General features: G+C 67.8%; 14 protein-coding genes. 2 read left to right on the top strand and 12 right to left on the bottom strand.

From position 1 onward, the window contains the following. Window positions 1-165: 165 nt before the first annotated feature. A complete protein-coding gene (locus A37E_RS0119375) occupies window positions 166-1,179 on the top strand; it encodes a TIGR01620 family protein (RefSeq protein WP_029558123.1) in 1,014 nt (337 codons plus the stop codon). On the opposite strand, the gene A37E_RS0119370 is transcribed toward A37E_RS0119375, so the two are convergent. From A37E_RS0119370 to A37E_RS0119355, 4 genes are all read right to left on the bottom strand, one after another. Next, window positions 1,165-1,749: a hypothetical protein gene (locus tag A37E_RS0119370; RefSeq protein ID WP_029558122.1), complete on the bottom strand. Its 585-nt coding sequence runs from the start codon at window positions 1,747-1,749 to the stop codon at window positions 1,165-1,167. The two genes, A37E_RS0119375 and A37E_RS0119370, sit on opposite strands and share 15 nt — an antisense overlap. Next, on the bottom strand, window positions 1,746-2,918 hold the full coding sequence (locus tag A37E_RS0119365; RefSeq protein WP_029558121.1) for a VWA domain-containing protein: 1,173 nt from the start codon (window positions 2,916-2,918) through the stop codon (window positions 1,746-1,748). Before A37E_RS0119365 ends, A37E_RS0119370 begins: the two co-directional genes overlap by 4 nt. Before the next feature lie 218 nt (window positions 2,919-3,136). Beyond that, window positions 3,137-4,288, bottom strand: a complete 1,152-nt coding sequence (locus A37E_RS0119360; RefSeq protein ID WP_038193406.1) for a polysaccharide biosynthesis/export family protein — start codon at window positions 4,286-4,288, stop codon at window positions 3,137-3,139. Window positions 4,289-4,605: 317 nt separating this feature from the next. Continuing rightward, window positions 4,606-5,364: a metallophosphoesterase gene (locus A37E_RS0119355; protein ID WP_245279380.1), complete on the bottom strand. Its 759-nt coding sequence runs from the start codon at window positions 5,362-5,364 to the stop codon at window positions 4,606-4,608. A gap of 170 nt (window positions 5,365-5,534) precedes the next feature. On the opposite strand from A37E_RS0119355, the gene cbiB reads away from it, so the two are divergent. After that, window positions 5,535-6,500 (top strand): adenosylcobinamide-phosphate synthase CbiB, encoded by a 966-nt coding sequence (gene cbiB, locus A37E_RS0119350; RefSeq protein WP_029558117.1) that lies wholly within the window; start codon window positions 5,535-5,537, stop codon window positions 6,498-6,500. Between the two features lie 4 nt (window positions 6,501-6,504). On the opposite strand, the gene A37E_RS0119345 is transcribed toward cbiB, so the two are convergent. The 8 genes from A37E_RS0119345 to A37E_RS26105 form a co-directional block, all read right to left on the bottom strand. Further along, window positions 6,505-7,959 (bottom strand): cobyric acid synthase, encoded by a 1,455-nt coding sequence (locus A37E_RS0119345; RefSeq protein WP_029558116.1) that lies wholly within the window; start codon window positions 7,957-7,959, stop codon window positions 6,505-6,507. Next, a complete protein-coding gene (gene cobO / locus A37E_RS0119340; protein ID WP_029558115.1) occupies window positions 7,959-8,591 on the bottom strand; it encodes a cob(I)yrinic acid a,c-diamide adenosyltransferase in 633 nt (210 codons plus the stop codon). The genes A37E_RS0119345 and cobO overlap by 1 nt, the downstream gene beginning before the upstream one ends. Continuing rightward, window positions 8,588-9,139, bottom strand: coding sequence for a bifunctional adenosylcobinamide kinase/adenosylcobinamide-phosphate guanylyltransferase (gene cobU, locus A37E_RS0119335; RefSeq protein WP_029558113.1), 552 nt, complete (start codon window positions 9,137-9,139; stop codon window positions 8,588-8,590). Before cobU ends, cobO begins: the two co-directional genes overlap by 4 nt. Before the next feature lie 838 nt (window positions 9,140-9,977). Beyond that, window positions 9,978-10,991, bottom strand: coding sequence for an ADP-glyceromanno-heptose 6-epimerase (gene rfaD, locus A37E_RS0119330; RefSeq protein ID WP_029558112.1), 1,014 nt, complete (start codon window positions 10,989-10,991; stop codon window positions 9,978-9,980). Between the two features lie 88 nt (window positions 10,992-11,079). Further along, the gene (gene waaC / locus A37E_RS0119325) at window positions 11,080-12,090 is read right to left on the bottom strand and encodes a lipopolysaccharide heptosyltransferase I (protein ID WP_029558111.1); all 1,011 of its coding nucleotides are present in this window, start codon (window positions 12,088-12,090) and stop codon (window positions 11,080-11,082) included. After that, window positions 12,087-13,109, bottom strand: coding sequence for a lipopolysaccharide heptosyltransferase II (gene waaF / locus A37E_RS0119320; RefSeq protein ID WP_029558110.1), 1,023 nt, complete (start codon window positions 13,107-13,109; stop codon window positions 12,087-12,089). The genes waaC and waaF overlap by 4 nt, the downstream gene beginning before the upstream one ends. A 101-nt stretch (window positions 13,110-13,210) precedes the next feature. After that, window positions 13,211-13,681 carry a phasin gene (locus A37E_RS0119315; RefSeq protein ID WP_051679188.1) on the bottom strand — a complete coding sequence of 157 codons (471 nt, stop codon included), beginning with the start codon at window positions 13,679-13,681 and terminating at the stop codon, window positions 13,211-13,213. A gap of 242 nt (window positions 13,682-13,923) precedes the next feature. Continuing rightward, entirely contained in the window at window positions 13,924-14,466 is a 543-nt protein-coding gene (locus A37E_RS26105; RefSeq protein ID WP_024279490.1) for a phasin family protein, read from the bottom strand. Window positions 14,467-14,589: the final 123 nt, after the last annotated feature.

Below are 14,589 nucleotides of genomic sequence, written 5' to 3'. Positions count from 1 at the left end.
CTTCTGGTGGACAGGAACGCCCCTCTTCTTGCCCCTATTGAAGCCCCAGGCCGGCCGGGGCAAGCCACACATCGCCGCGCTCGCCGGCTTGTGAGCGGCGGCCTGCGCGGTTCGCGCGCGCTCCCGGCCCTTGCGGGCGCCGCAATTCGGGGACATCTCAAGGGAATGAGCGACGAGCGCACTTCCCCCCGGCGTCCGCAGGTGTTCCGCCTTGACGAGGCGAACATCACCCTGGCCCCGCCCGAGATGGCGGAGGTGGAAGCCGCCCTGCCCGTTCCTGTGCCGGTGCAGCCGAAGCGCGGCTGGGGCCTGTCCCTTGCCGGGCTGTTCTGGTCGGCCCTCGGCGGCGTCCTGAGCCTTGCCGCCTATGTGGGGCTGAGCAAGCTGGTCGAAGACCTTTATGCCCGCGCCCCGTGGCTCGGCTGGGTGGGCATCGGCGTCACCGCCCTCCTGCTCATCGCCGCCGTGCTGATCGTGGCGCGCGAGGTGGCGGGGCTCTCGCGGCTGGCCCGCCTCGACGACATCCGCGACCGCGCCGAGCGGGCCCTGGCCGAGGACGACCGGCCACTCGCCGAGGGCGTTGTGAAGGACGTGCTCAAGCTCTCGTCCCACGCCCCCACCCTCGCCCGTGCCCGCATGGATCTGGAAGGGCATCTCTCCGGCATCATCGACGGCGCCGATCTCGTGCGCCTCGCCGAGCGCACGCTGCTCCCGTCGCTGGATTCGCAGGCGCGACAGATGGTGTCGGACGCCGCCCGCAACGTTTCCGTCGTCACCGCCGTATCGCCCCGCGCGGTGGTGGACCTCGCCTTCGTGCTCTACAGCGCCGTGACGCTGATGCGTCGCCTCGCCTATCTCTATGGCGGGCGGCCGGGCACGCTCGGCACCTTCCGCCTCGTGCGCCATGTGCTCGGGCACCTTGCCGTCACCGGCGGCATGGCGGCGGGCGACACGCTGGTGCAGCAGCTCGTCGGTCAGGGCCTTGCCGCGCGCCTCTCCGCCCGGCTGGGCGAGGGCGTGGTCAACGGCCTCCTCACCGCCCGGCTCGGCCTTGCCGCCATCGCCGTGACACGGCCGCTGCCCTTCACCGCCTTGCCCGCCCCGCGCCTCGCGGACGTGGCCACGGGGCTGATGCGCAAGGCGGAGGAAGAGGAAGCGGTCGTCTCACGCCGGCAATAGGTGTCGCGGCAGCGCCTCGGGCGTGTAGGTGACGGGCCGGTTGCGCCAGATCATCTCGGCGGTGGGCCACACCACGAACGCCCCCAGCGCACCCAGGAACAGGGCGAAGGCCCATTCCTGCTGCAGGATGGCGAAGCCGAAGACCGCAAGAAGGCCGGCGAGCGCGGCAAGGCCGGCCGCAACCATCATCCAGAAGCGCAGCGGGGCATATCCGCCGCGGCAGCGGGGCGTCGCGGCCGAGGCGGCCAGCGCCCGGTGCAGGGCCCGGACGAACGCCGCATAATCCTCCCGCTGGTCGCGCACGCCGGTGAGGGAGATGCGCGAGGCGGAGCCCGCCTTCAGACGCGTGCCATCGCGCCCGGCGATCTCCATCTCGAAGCTCGGCGCGGCGAACTTGGCCGGCAGGAAGCGCAATTGCACCGAGGTGATGTCCGCCAGTCTGAGCCGGCCCTCGCGCGGGCCGATGCTCCAGAGCAGCGCCTCCGGCACCAGTTCCAGCCGCACGCCCGCGCCGCCGAGGCGGGGCAGATGCGCATAGACGATCGATCCCGCGGGATAAGTGGCCGTCACGTCAGCTCCCGCATGGCGGTGTCGATGCCGTGCACGGTGAGGGGGAACATGCGCCCTTCGAGGATGTGGCGCACGAGGCGGATGGATTCCGTATAGCCCCAATGCGGCTCCGGGACAGGGTTCAGCCACACGGCCTTGGGATAGGTGGTGAGCAGGCGTTCCAGCCACAGTTTCCCCGGCTCGGCATTGTTGTGCTCCACCGAGCCGTTGGCGAACGTGATCTCGTAGGGGCTCATGGAGGCATCGCCCACGAAGATCAGCTTGTAGTCGTGGCCGTAGGTGTGCAGCACGTCGAACAGGGGGATGCGCTCGGACGCCCGCCGGGCATTGGATTTCCACACGCTCTCATAGACGCAGTTGTGGAAATAAAAGTGCTCCAGGTGCTTGAACTCCATGCGCGCGGCGGAGAACAGCTCCTCCACCTGCTCCACATGCCAGTCCATGGAGCCGCCCACGTCCAGGAACAGCAGCACCTTCACCGCATTGCGCCGCTCCGGCCGCAGTTTCACGTCGAGATAGCCCTGGCGGGCGGTCTCGCGGATGGTGCAGTCGAGGTCCAGTTCGTCGGGGGCGCCGATGCGGGCAAACTTGCGCAGGCGGCGCAGGGCCACCTTGATGTTGCGGGTGCCGAGTTCGACCCCGTCGTCGAGATCCTTGAACTCGCGCTTGTCCCACACCTTCACCGCGCGGAAGTTGCGGTTGCCGTCCTGCCCGATGCGCACGCCCTCGGGATTGTAGCCATAGGCGCCGAAGGGCGAGGTGCCGGCGGTACCGATCCACTTGGAGCCGCCCTGATGGCGCCCCTTCTGCTCCTCAAGCCGCTTCTTGAGCGTCTCCATGAGTTTGTCGAGGCCGCCCATGGCCTCGATCTGCGCCTTCTCCTCGTCGGTGAGGTGCTTCTCGGCGAGCTTGCGCAGCCACTCCTCGGGGATGGACTGCCCCTCTTCGCCCAACGCCTGCTCAAGCCCCTTGAAGCAGCGGCCGAAGACCTGGTCGAAACGGTCGAGGTGGCGCTCGTCCTTCACGAGGCTCGCGCGGGCGAGGTAATAGAAGGCGTCCACCTGCCGGCCGGCCACGTCGCGGTCCATGGCCTCCATGAGGGTGAGATATTCCCGCATCGAGACCGGCACGCCCGCCGCCTTGAGCGCCTCGAAGAAGGCAATGAACATCGCGCCCTGACCCTTCCAACGCGGTATGTCGCGGAGCCGTTTCGCCCACCGGGAACGGATCATAGCGCGCCCGCGCGCCGCCACGCAAAATCGCCGGCCGAGCGCCTCCCGCCAAGTGACACCGCCAAAAATCACACTGAAAAAGAAAATGCCCCGGCACCGGCCGGGGCATTTTCTTGTCTGGAGAGGTCCCGCCGCCTTGGTGGCGGCGGAAATCCTCAGTTCAGGCCGTAAAGGTTGTTGTTGGTGCTGGACATGCTTTCCACGGTCAGCGCGCCGAGGAGCACGAGGTTCAGCAACTTGGTGAGTTCCACCGAACCGGCGTTGCCGATGTAAAGCACGTCCTTGTCCCGCATGGGCACCTTGGTGGATAGCAGGTAGCCCGTCGGCTCGCGGAAGTTCACCTGATAGATGGTGGCGATCCGCTTCTCGGGGAGGTTCGAGACATCCACGCCCATCCGCTCCAGCGTGGTGCGGTTCTCGATGCGGAACAGGAAGGCCGACTGCGGGTCCGCCTGCGCGTCCACGAGGCCCGACGCCTTGGCCACCGCCTCGCTGAGGCTGATGGCGTCGTTGTCGAAGTTGAACTGCCCCTGCTTGCCGGTCGCGCCGAAGGCCAGGAAGGTCCGCGGGCGGCTGAAGATATAGATGGTGTCTTCGGGCTGCAGATAGACGTTGTTTGCGGGCTCGCGCACCAGCCGGTTGAAGCTGATGGTCGCCTCGCGGCCGCCGCGCTGCAGCGTCACGAACAGGTCGTAGCCCTTGCTGGAGGTGGCGCCGCCCCGGCTCACGGCGTCAAGCACGCGCTCACCCGTGGGGGTGAGGGGGAAGCGCACCGGCGCGCTCACTTCGCCGATGACCGTCACCGAATTGGAGCGCTGGGACTTCACCGAGACCACCGCCTGGGGCTCGATGGCGCGATTGCGCAGGCGATCGACGATTTCCTTCTCCACCTGCGCGGGCTGCATGCCGGCCGCCCTCACCTGCCCAGCATAGGGCACGGAGATGTTGCCGTTGACGTCCACCGTCTGGGTGGGGATGTCGACGAAGTTACCGGCGCGCGAGGCCGCCTCGGCAGGGATGAAGAGGCCGCCCGAGGAGGCTTCGAAGATCGACACGCCGATGATGTCGCCGACGCCGATCTTGATGTCCGGCACCGGACGGCGATCGTTGCGGAACGTGCCGATCAGGCCCTGAGAGTCCATCGTCGAGAGTACGCTGACCACCTGGGCGGTCAGCGGCACGAGCTTGTAGCTCAGGCCGTCCGTGTCCTGCGTCGAAGGATTGGTCACCTCGACCGAATAGGGCCCGGATGCGGGAAGGAGATTGCAGCCGGCCAATGCGACGGACACGGCGACCGATACGGCCATCCCCGTCACGCGACGGAACCGTCCAAGCCAATTTTCGGTGGCAAAAAGCACTGCCAGAACCCCCGTGGGATGCGTGCTTCTACCTAACACGAGGGGGCAGGAGAGCATATTGCAGGGCAGCACGGAAATGGCTCAACGACGCCGTTTCCACCGCCTCTGTGGCTCATCGGCCACATGAAAAACCGTACTTGGGTAGGGCTGGATCGAGGGGAAAAGGTTAATGCTGCCAATGGACTGCTAGTCTCGCTTTTTGCAAGCGGCGACGCAGCCGCGACTCAACACGCACGCACGCTTGCAATGCAGCGCCACCGTCGCGCTCAGGTTGCGATGAGGAAGCGGTCCGCGCCCTCGAGCACCAGGCAGGTCAGATGGCCGGTGGCATAGGCGCCGGTGTCGATGTTGATCCGGTTGCTCAGAACTTCCGGGTCCTTCATGGGCGTGTGCCCGTGAACGATGCAGTGGCCGAACCAGTCCGGATGATCCAAGAACTCCCGCCGGATCCACATCATGTCCTCGCGGCTCTGCTCTTCCAGCGGGATGCCCGGGCGCAGGCCGGCGTGGACGAACGCGTAGTCCCCGCAGACGAAATAGCTGGTGAGCTGGCGCAGGAACGAGATGTGCTCGGCGGGCACGGCGGCGCGCCACTCGTTCCAGAGCCGGGCCTCGTCCGCACCGGCGGCGGGACGCACATAGGAGAAGACGGTCTCAAGCCCGCCCATGCGCAGCCAGCGCGAGAAGGACTCCTGCGACAGCAGGGATTCGAGCATCACCGCTTCATGGTTGCCGGAGATGCAGATGGCCTTGTGGTCCTTCTGCCGCCGCATCAAGGCATCCAGCACGCCGGACGACTGCGCGCCACGGTCCACATAGTCGCCGAGATAGACCTCGACGCAGTCCGGGCCGGGGTGAGCGGCCATGTCCTCGTCGATGGCGGCCTGGAGCGCGGTGAGCAGGTCGAGACGGCCGTGGACATCGCCGACGGCATAGATGCGCATATGGTCCGGGACGAGCGGAATGGCCGGGTCGCGATAGTGTTCTGTCACGGTGCTGTTCGGGCGGATCTTCAGCATCGTCATGTCCGCAACATCCCTGCTGGTGTCAATGCCCCCGCACGAACCACTGGCAAGCCCCTAATATAACGCACAAGTTCGATTCTGGCGATCTTTTAGTTGCAGCGCAACAACAACAAGACACACAGACGTGAAGCCGTGCAATAATTTACCGCAGTGCGGTAGCGGGGGAGAGAATGACGTTCGAGCTTGCGGCACTGGCGGTCCTTTTCGAGGCCCTGCTGGGGTATCCGGCCGGACTCGTGCGGCGGATCGGCCATCCCGTGATCTGGATCGGCCGCCTCATCCTTGCACTGGATCACCGGCTCAACCGCCCGGGATTCGCCCCCGGCCGGCGGCGCCTGATGGGTGTCGTTACGGTAGCGCTGGTGCTCGCGGCGGCCGCCCTGCCGGCCCTCGCGCTGGAGGTGGCTCTGCGTCCCCTCCCCTTCGGGCTGCTCATCCTTGGGCTGGCAGGGTCCAGCCTCATCGCGCAGCGCTCCCTGCACTGGCATGTGGCGCGGGTTGCCGACGCACTGGAGACCGGCAGCCTCGATGCCGCGCGCGACGCCGTCGGCCATATCGTGGGCCGCGATCCGCAGACGCTGGACGCCTCGGGCGTCGCCCGCGCCGCCATCGAGAGCCTTGCGGAGAATTTCTCCGACGGCGTGGTGGCCCCGACCCTCTGGCTGAGCGTGGCAGGCCTTCCGGGCGGCGCGGCCTACAAGGCGCTCAACACGGCCGACAGCATGATCGGGCATCTCACCGAGCGTCATGCGGCCTTCGGCTGGGCGGCGGCGCGGGCCGACGACTACGTGAACCTGCCGGCCTCGCGCCTTGCGGGAATGCTCATCGTCGTCGGCGCGGCACTGACGCCCGGCGCCCATCCCCGCCATTCCTATCGGGCCATGCTGCGCGACGCCCCGCGCCACCGCTCCCCCAACGCCGGCTGGCCGGAGGCGGCCATGGCCGGAGCCCTCGGGCTGCAACTGAACGGCCCGAAGGTCTATGCCGGCGTGCTCACGCAGGACGCTTACATGGGCGATGGCCGGCGCGAGGCGACCGCGCAGGACGTGCGCATGGCGCTCAAGGTCTACCGTCGCGCGGATGCCCTGATGATCCTGCTGGTGCTGGCCGGCGCGGGCGTCACCCTGCTGGTTTGAGGGCTCACCGCGCCAGCGCCAGCAGACGGTCGAGGTCGAGATGGGCGGCGAGATGGGCCGCCAGCGCATCCAGCGTCGCCTCCACGCCGTCCTCATAGGCGATGCCGCCACCCGCCCCGCCCAGCCGGCCGAGCACGGCGGCGCGGAAGGCATCGGAGGCGAACAGGCCATGCACATACGTGCCGGCAACGCGGCCCGAGGCGGAGCGCGCGCCCTCCGGCCGCCCATCCGCGAGATGGCCGAACGGCCGCTCGCAATCGGCGCAGTGGGTTGCGCCCATGTGCATCTCATAGCCGTGGAAGGGTGCGCCCTCGGCGGTGCCGCGCACCTCCTCCAGCCGCTTCTCGCCGGTCAGCACCGTATGGACGTCGAGCAGGCCGAGGCCGCGGGCGATCCTGGCCTCGCCCTCCACGCCCTCGGGATCGGCGATGGTCTGCCCCAGCATCTGGTAGCCGCCGCACAGACCCATGACTGCCCCGCCGCGCCGGGCGAAGGCGAGGATATCGTGGTGGAGGCCCCCGGCCTTCAACGCCGTGAGGTCGGCGATGGTGGCCTTGGAGCCGATCAGCAACACCAGATCGGTATCGAGCGGCAGGCTCTCATGTGGGCGGACGCGGCGCACCTCGACGCCCGGCTCGGCATCGAGCGGATCGAGATCATCGAAATTGGAGACGTGGGGCAGGATCGGCACGGCGATGCGCAGCCGTGCCCCGGCCTTGGGCGGCGGCGGCGCGGACAGGGCAAGGGCATCCTCCGCCGGAAGGCGGGCCGCATCGGGAAAGTGCGGCACGAGGCCGAGGGCCTCCCAGCCGGTGAGACGCGCGATCAGATCCATGCCGGAGGCAAACAGCGCCGGGTCTCCCCGGAAGCGGTTGACGATGAAGCCGCGGATCATGGCCGCATCGGCCGGATCGATCACCGCCTTTGTCCCGGCGAGGCTGGCGATCACGCCCCCCCGGTCGATGTCGCCGATGAGCACCACCGGCACGTCCGCCGCCCGAGCGAAGCCCATGTTGGCGATGTCGGCGGCGCGCAGATTGACCTCGGAGGCGCTGCCCGCCCCTTCCACCAGCACGAGGTCGGCCTCGCCCTTCAGCCGGGCAAAGCTGTCCAGCACGGCCGGCATGAGCGTCGGCTTGAGGGACTGGTAGGCGGCGGCCTTGGCCGTGCCGTGGACCTGCCCCTGCACCACCACCTGCGCGCCGGTCTCGCCCTGCGGCTTCAGCAGCACCGGGTTCATATGCACGCTCGCGCGCACCTGCGCGGCCCGCGCCTGAAGCGCCTGCGCCCGGCCAATCTCCCCGCCGTCCGCCGTCACGGCGGCATTGTTGGACATGTTCTGCGGCTTGAATGGCCGCACCTTGAGACCGCGCAGCGTGAAAGCGCGGGCGAGGCCGGCGACGATGAGGGACTTGCCCACATCCGAGCCGGTGCCCTGAAACATGAGGGCGCGGGCCATCAGAACTCGATGCCCGCCTGCGCCTTCACCCCGGCGGCGAAATGGTGCTTCACCAGCCCCATCTCCGTCACGAGATCGGCGGCGGCGAGAAGCTCGGGCTTTGCATTACGTCCGGTGACGACCACATGCAGGCCGGGGCGCCGCGCCGCGAGGGTGGCCACCACCTCGGCGAGGTCGAGATAGTCGTAGCGCAGGGCGATGTTCAATTCGTCGAGGATGAGGAGGGAGATGGTCTCGTCCGCCATCAGCTCGCGCGCCTTGCCGAAGGCGCGGGCCGCGGCGGCCTTGTCGCGGGCGAGGTCCTGCGTCTCCCAGGTGAAGCCCTCGCCCATGGTGTGCCAGCTCACGCGATCACCGAAGGCCTGAAAGGCGTCCTGCTCACCCGTCTGCCACGCCCCCTTGATGAACTGGACCACGCCGACCCGTCCGCCACGCCCCAGCATCCGCAACGCAAGGCCGAAGGCCGCCGTGCTCTTGCCCTTGCCGGGGCCGGTATGGACGACGAGCAGGCCCTTCTCGATGGTCTTTTCGGCCACCTCCTTGTCCTGCACCGCCTTGCGCTTTTCCATCTTGGCGCGGTGGCGGGCGGCGGCCTCGTCTTCGGCGGGAGAGGGGGGGACGGGATCGCTCACGGCGTCACTTCCTTCACGGTCAGGGGCAGGCCCGCCACCACCAGCACCACCTTGCGGGCGCGGACGGCGAGGCGTTGGTTGAGGAGGCCCGCGGCGTCGCGGAAGCGGCGGGCCAGCGCATTGTCGGGGACAATGCCGAAGCCGACCTCGTTGGCGACGCAGATGGTCGGCCCCGGCCGGGCGGCAAGGGCGGCGTCCAGCACCGCCGCCTCGGCGTCGAGGTCGTGGTCGGCGAGGAGATGGTTGGTGAGCCAGAGGGTGAGGCAATCCACCAGCACCGGCCGATGCGGCGGAAGCGCGCCAAGCGCGGCGGCGAGATCGAACGGCGCCTCCACCGTCTCCCACCCCTCGCCCCTTCGGCCGCGATGCTGCGCGACGCGCGCCTCCATCTCAGGGTCAGACTGGCCGCCATAGCCGAGCTGGGCCGTGGCGACATAGGTCCAGGGGCCGGCATGGCGCACGGTCTCGCCTTCCGCGAACCGGCTCTTGCCGGAGCGCGCACCGCCGAGGACGAGAACGAGATCGCAGGCCGACGCAGCCCCCGCCATCAGGCGCGCACCATGGCCGGCACGCCGAGGCACCGGTGTGAGGCGCGGCTTGCGCGGCCGGCCCGGCACAGTCTCATCACGTCTCCTCCCCGCCACCGCCGGCGAAACAGCCGCGACTATAGGCATGGGTTCCCCGCCCGCAAACCGACGCCACGGTGAATGCCAGGCGCGGGGATACCTCCGCAAACACCACCGCCGCGCCGCTCCCATCCCGATCGGCCGAACGGGGCAGGGAAAGCTTCGCGACCCCGTCTGGCGGGCCGGGCGCACTCGAAGCCACTTTAAGAGAACGATATTTTCATATAAATCAGTTATTTATGGTTAATGTTTAACGTTAACTTGCACGGCTGGGCGCAAGAGGCGTCACACGAAACGTATATTTTACTATGAAAATCAATAAGTTAACCAGTAAACCTGATAGTATACGGTTTTAAAATACCACTTAACACATTACATTAATACATCCATTTATTCCGGTATCATATTGAAAAATAATGATTTTTTGATTAAAGGAAAATATTCCTGCACATGCCGACAGGCCGCCCAGTGCCAGGAGAGACGTGCCCTCCCCTCCCGCACTCCGTTTTTCCGTGATGTCTGCTGGTGTTGGCTCGGCAAGGGCGCTCCAGCCCCTGCCCTTCCTCTCGAGGCGTTGACTGGCAACGCTGCAAGCGCTTACATCTGGGAGCGACCGCTTGTATTCGCGGGCCGATGCGATGTTACGGGCAAAACGGCGCTGCCGCTGCCCATAGAGGTGCCTTTATACCAATATTCAGGTGTCAGACTTTGTGAAACGGGCGCCCGTCCCAGCACCGGAGCGGCTGAGCCGCCCCGCCCCTCACCCTACGGTGTTGCGCGGCTTCAGATGGCGGTTCACATAGGCCGAAACGCCGTCTTCCAGCGAGGTAAACGGCCGGGTGAAGCCGGCTGCGCGGAGCTTGGAGACGTCGGCCTGGGTGAAATACTGGTAGGCCTTCTGCAGGCTCTCCGGCATGTCCACGTAGGTGATGTTCGGCTCTTTGCCGAGCGCGGTGAACACCGCTGTCGCGAGATCCGCGAAGGAGCGCGCCTCCCCGGTGCCCACATTGAAGATGCCGGACACGTCCGGGCTCTCCAGCAGCCAGCGCACCACTTCCACGCAGTCGCCCACATAGACGAAGTCGCGCAACTGCCCACCGTCGGTGTAGCGCGGGTCGTGGGACTTGAAGAGCGTCACGCTCTCCCCCGCCTCGGCGTTCGGATAGATCTTGTGCACCACCGAGCGCATGTCGCCCTTGTGGGCCTCACCGGGGCCATAGACGTTGAAGAAGCGAAGGCCGGCAAACTGGGGCGGCCGGGGCCGCCCTTCGGCGATGTCAGCCATGATGCGGCGATCCACGAACAGCTTGGACCAGCCATAGGGATTGAGCGGCGCGAGCGCGGCGAGATCGGCCCCCGCCTCGGAATCGCGAAAGCCGAGGGTGCCGTCGCCATAGGTCGCGGCCGAGGAGGCGAAGATCAGGCCCAGCGACTTGCGCGCGCACAGGTCCCAGAGGTCGAGCGTCGCGCGGATGTTGCGGGCGACGATCTTGTCGGCGTCGCGTTCGGTGGTGGCGGAAATGGCGCCCATATGGACCACCGCGGCCAGCCGCCCGCCTTCCTTCTCCACGAAGTCGTTGATCGTCTCGGGACGGATGACATCATGGAGCGGGATGTCGGAAATGTTGCGCCATTTGGGGCCGTCTTCCAGCCAGTCGGCCACGACCACGCGATAGCCGTCCTCCGCCGCCGCGCGGGCGATGTTGGAGCCGATGAAGCCCGCGCCGCCGGTGACGAGCAGAAGGTCACGACTCAACGCCACCGATCGGGTCATAGCGGGCATCCCATCCGTTCCACCGGGCGCAGGATGTGCCACACACGCCGACACCTTGTCCATCTCGACCGTGGCCGAAACGCCTGTATCAGGCTGCCGGGCCCAGCCTGCCGAGCGCCTGCCAGACCTCGGCGGCGGAGATGTCGGCGAGGCAGGGCGGCCCCTCGATGGTCTCGGGCGCGATGCGGCAGCGGGCCTTCTCGCAGGGCGCGCAATCGCGCCGCGCCTTCAGTTCCGTGACGCAGGGGCCGAACAGTCCGGTCAGCACCGGGTTGGTGGGTCCATAGAGACCGACGGTCGGCACCCCGTAGGCCGCGGCAAGATGGCCGAGGCCGGTGTCGACCGTCACGACGCCCGCCGCTCCGGCGATCTCAGGGGCGATCCCCTCCAGCCCCTGGGGCGGCAGCAGGCGCACATTGTCCTGTCCGGCAGCGATGGCCTCGGCGCGGGCACGCTCTTCAGCGCCGTGGGCGAAGAGGCGCACCGCCACCCCCGCCTTACCCGCCAACGCCGCCAAGGCGCGCCAGCCGTCGAGGGTCCAGGTCTTGGTCGGCCACGTGGTGCCGTGCAGGAAGACGAGATAGGGCACGCCGCCGGGGGCGGGCCGCAGCCCCGTGTCGGCGGGCAGATCGTCGAGCCCATAGCCGAGCGCCGCCGCGAACAGCTTCCGAAGACGCACCGCCATGTGCTCCACCTCGGGCACATGATGGCGCGTGCCATAGAGCAGGCTCGCCAGCCCTTCGCGCGCGCTCACCCGGTCGAAGCCGTGTCGCGGGCCACGGGCGAGCGCGGCCACGGCGGCGCTCTTCATCAGCCCCTGCCCGTCGATGACAAGATCGTACGGCTCGGCCGCCAGCGCCGCCCTCACCCGCATTGCCTCCCCATTGGAAACCGCGGCGAGCGGACGACGCGACAGGCGGCGGAGCGGAACGGTGATGGTGCGGCGGACGGCGGGATGGAGCCGGGCGACCGGCGCGAAAGCCTCCTCCACCGCCCAGTCCACCGTCAGCCCGGGCACGCAGGCGGCGGCGTCCGTCAGCGCGGGGAAGGTGTGGACCACATCCCCCAGCGACGACAGCTTCACCAGCAGCAGCTTCATCGGCGCATTTGCTCGGCCGCGGCCAGCACGTCCTCTGCGGCGATGCCTTCAAGGCACGCCAGCGTCTTGAGCGGGCATTCCCGCTTGTGGCAGGGCCGGCACGGCAAATCGCGGGAGACCACCCGGGCGAAGGGCGAGGCCGGGGGCGTCATCTTCTCGGACGACGCGCCGTAGATCACCACCAGCCTGCGGTCGAAGGCGCCGGCGATGTGCATCAGCCCGGAATCGTTGGAAATCACCACGTCCGCCCCCGCGAGGATGGCGGCGGCCTCGATGAGGGTGGTGCGGCCGACGAGATTGTCCACCGGCACGCCGGCCGTCTCCTCGATGGCGCGCGCGGCTTCGGCATCCTTGGGCGAGCCGAGGATGCGGATGCGATAGCCGTCCTTCACCGCCAATGCGGCAAGCGCAGCGAACTTCGCCGCCGGCCAGCGTTTGGCGGGCCCGTACTCGGCACCGGGGCAGAGCACCATCACCGGCGCGTCGCCGGCGAGAGGATACTTGGCGGCGGCAACATCCACGGCCCCGTCGGGCAGCATCAGGCGCGGGCGCGGGGCGCGGGCGATGGAGCCCGGCGGCAGGCCAAGGGCGACGAAGCGGTCCAGCGTGCGGGCGGTCTTGCGGTCGGGGTCGGGGCGCGCGTCGGTGAGAAGGGCGCTGCGCAGCTCCGCGCGATAGCCGACACGCTCGGGAATCTCGGCGGCGAGCGGAACGATGGCGGCCTTGAACGCCCGCGGCAGGATGATGGCCTTGCCGTAGCCTTCGCCGCGCAAGGCGCGTCCCGCCTTCCAGCGGGCGAGCAGGCCGAGTTCGCCATGGCCCAGCCCCAGCGGGATGGTGCGGCGAACGCCGGGGATCATGCGGGCGACGGGAAGGGAGGCGGGCGGCGCCATCACATCGATGGGCCGGCCGGGCTCGCGCAGGCGCAGCACGTCCACAAGGCTCGCCGCCATAACCATGTCACCGACCCACGAGGGGCCGATCAGCAGGAGCGGCGAGACTGAACCAAGGGCACGCATGCGATAACTCGCGGGGTGGAACGCCCCGCGTCATGACAAGGCGGACCCGCCGCGTCAAGCACGCTGGCCCGGACGCGGCGGTCGTTGAGGGGAGCGAAAGCTCAGGCGGTCGGACGGATCTTCTCGACCGAAGACTTGATCGGCTCGGACGAGTCCGCGGCGACCTTCTGCGCGAGGGCGGACAGATCCTTGGCCTGGCCGGTCAGCGTCTCGAACTGCTTGCGGACGTGGCCGGTGGAGAGTTCCACGGCCTCGGCGAGCGTCTTGGCCGTCAGGAGCGAATTGAAATAGTCGAACGCCGAGTTCACGTTCGATTGAACCGCCTCGAGCACCTTGGCATTGTACTGGGCCACGCCCTTGGAGGCGGTGGTGGCGCTTTCCTCGAGGGCGGAATTCACCTGCTCGGCGGCGGCCTTCAGCTTGCCGTAGTTCTCGCGGTAGGCGGCGAGACCCTTTTCCGCGATTTCGCGCACCGCCGGCGGCACTTCGACGGCCGGAACGGCATGAGTCGAGAACGCCTTTTTCGCCGCCTCGATCTGATCCTGATAAGCCTTGATGAAGGTGTCGTTCATGTCATCCTCGGAAACGGGGCATGGCGATCCGTGCCGAGGCGCATTGCTGCAGTGCCACCAGAATGAAACGCGACGCGCAGCGCCGTGCAACGCTTGCATTCCGGACATTCTAGGTGAGCTGTGTTTACCCCGACGATAGGGTTATACAGCAGTAAACGTGCAGCGCAAAATGAAATTCTGCGCTGCACAAGTCAAGCTTTCGCGCGCACCGGGGGTACGCGCGGACCGGTAGAGTAATCCCGTCAGCCCTTCTGATTGGGATCGGTGGCCTTGGCCGCAGCCGCCTGGGCTTCGCGCACCGCGGTCTCGCCCACCGTCTTCAGGTCCTGGGCGACGGCCTGGGCGCTCTGGGCGGCGGACGCGGCGAGGGCCTTCAGCCGCTCGGCGAGGGTGCGGGCGTGCTCGTCCATGGTGCGCACGGCGTTTTCGCCGAGAGCCTTGGCGTCGTCGCCGAAGGCCTTGGCCTGCTCGGAAACGGTCTTCAGCTGGTTCGTGAGGAACTCGGCCTGCAGGCTCATCATCTCCTGCGGGCTCTTGGCCGCGACAAGCTTGTGCAGGAAGTCGAAGCTCGCCTCGACATTGGCTTCCATCAGCCCGATGGCCTTCTGGCGGAAGTCCTTGATGTTGGAGCGAACCTCCTCGATATGGCCTTCGCTCTCGCCGACCGTCTCACGCGCATTCTGGAACAGCGTCTCGAACGCCTGGCGAGCCTGCGCCACATTCTTCTCGGCAATGGCACGCATTTCAGGGGGCAGCTCCAGCTCCGGACCGAACTTCGTCGTCATGGCCGTCTCTCCTCCGGTGTCGGGCGGCGCAAGCCACCGCACAGCGACCGATCTTAATCTACGGTAGTGCCGCTTCGCCAATATGAATGGCAGGCGCGCGGCGAAGTTGCACTGACGTTAATC

It is taken from the genome of Xanthobacter sp. 91 (genome assembly GCF_000702385.1).
In the GTDB taxonomy this organism is placed as follows: domain Bacteria; phylum Pseudomonadota; class Alphaproteobacteria; order Rhizobiales; family Xanthobacteraceae; genus Xanthobacter; species Xanthobacter aminoxidans.
This window is presented reverse-complemented; position numbering and strand designations above follow the sequence as displayed.

What these genes read in the sequence shown, in the direction of transcription:
- A37E_RS0119375 (WP_029558123.1), top strand. Translation starts at nt 166, where the DNA reads ATGAGCGACGAGCGCACTTCCCCCCGGCGTCCGCAGGTGTTCCGCCTT.
- A37E_RS0119365 (WP_029558121.1), bottom strand. Translation starts at nt 2,918, where the DNA reads ATGTTCATTGCCTTCTTCGAGGCGCTCAAGGCGGCGGGCGTGCCGGTC.
- A37E_RS0119360 (WP_038193406.1), bottom strand. Translation starts at nt 4,288, where the DNA reads ATGGCCGTATCGGTCGCCGTGTCCGTCGCATTGGCCGGCTGCAATCTC.
- A37E_RS0119355 (WP_245279380.1), bottom strand. Translation starts at nt 5,364, where the DNA reads ATGACGATGCTGAAGATCCGCCCGAACAGCACCGTGACAGAACACTAT.
- cbiB (WP_029558117.1), top strand. Translation starts at nt 5,535, where the DNA reads ATGACGTTCGAGCTTGCGGCACTGGCGGTCCTTTTCGAGGCCCTGCTG.
- A37E_RS0119345 (WP_029558116.1), bottom strand. Translation starts at nt 7,959, where the DNA reads ATGGCCCGCGCCCTCATGTTTCAGGGCACCGGCTCGGATGTGGGCAAG.
- cobU (WP_029558113.1), bottom strand. Translation starts at nt 9,139, where the DNA reads ATGGCGGGGGCTGCGTCGGCCTGCGATCTCGTTCTCGTCCTCGGCGGT.
- rfaD (WP_029558112.1), bottom strand. Translation starts at nt 10,991, where the DNA reads ATGACCCGATCGGTGGCGTTGAGTCGTGACCTTCTGCTCGTCACCGGC.
- waaC (WP_029558111.1), bottom strand. Translation starts at nt 12,090, where the DNA reads ATGAAGCTGCTGCTGGTGAAGCTGTCGTCGCTGGGGGATGTGGTCCAC.
- waaF (WP_029558110.1), bottom strand. Translation starts at nt 13,109, where the DNA reads ATGCGTGCCCTTGGTTCAGTCTCGCCGCTCCTGCTGATCGGCCCCTCG.
- A37E_RS0119315 (WP_051679188.1), bottom strand. Translation starts at nt 13,681, where the DNA reads ATGAACGACACCTTCATCAAGGCTTATCAGGATCAGATCGAGGCGGCG.
- A37E_RS26105 (WP_024279490.1), bottom strand. Translation starts at nt 14,466, where the DNA reads ATGACGACGAAGTTCGGTCCGGAGCTGGAGCTGCCCCCTGAAATGCGT.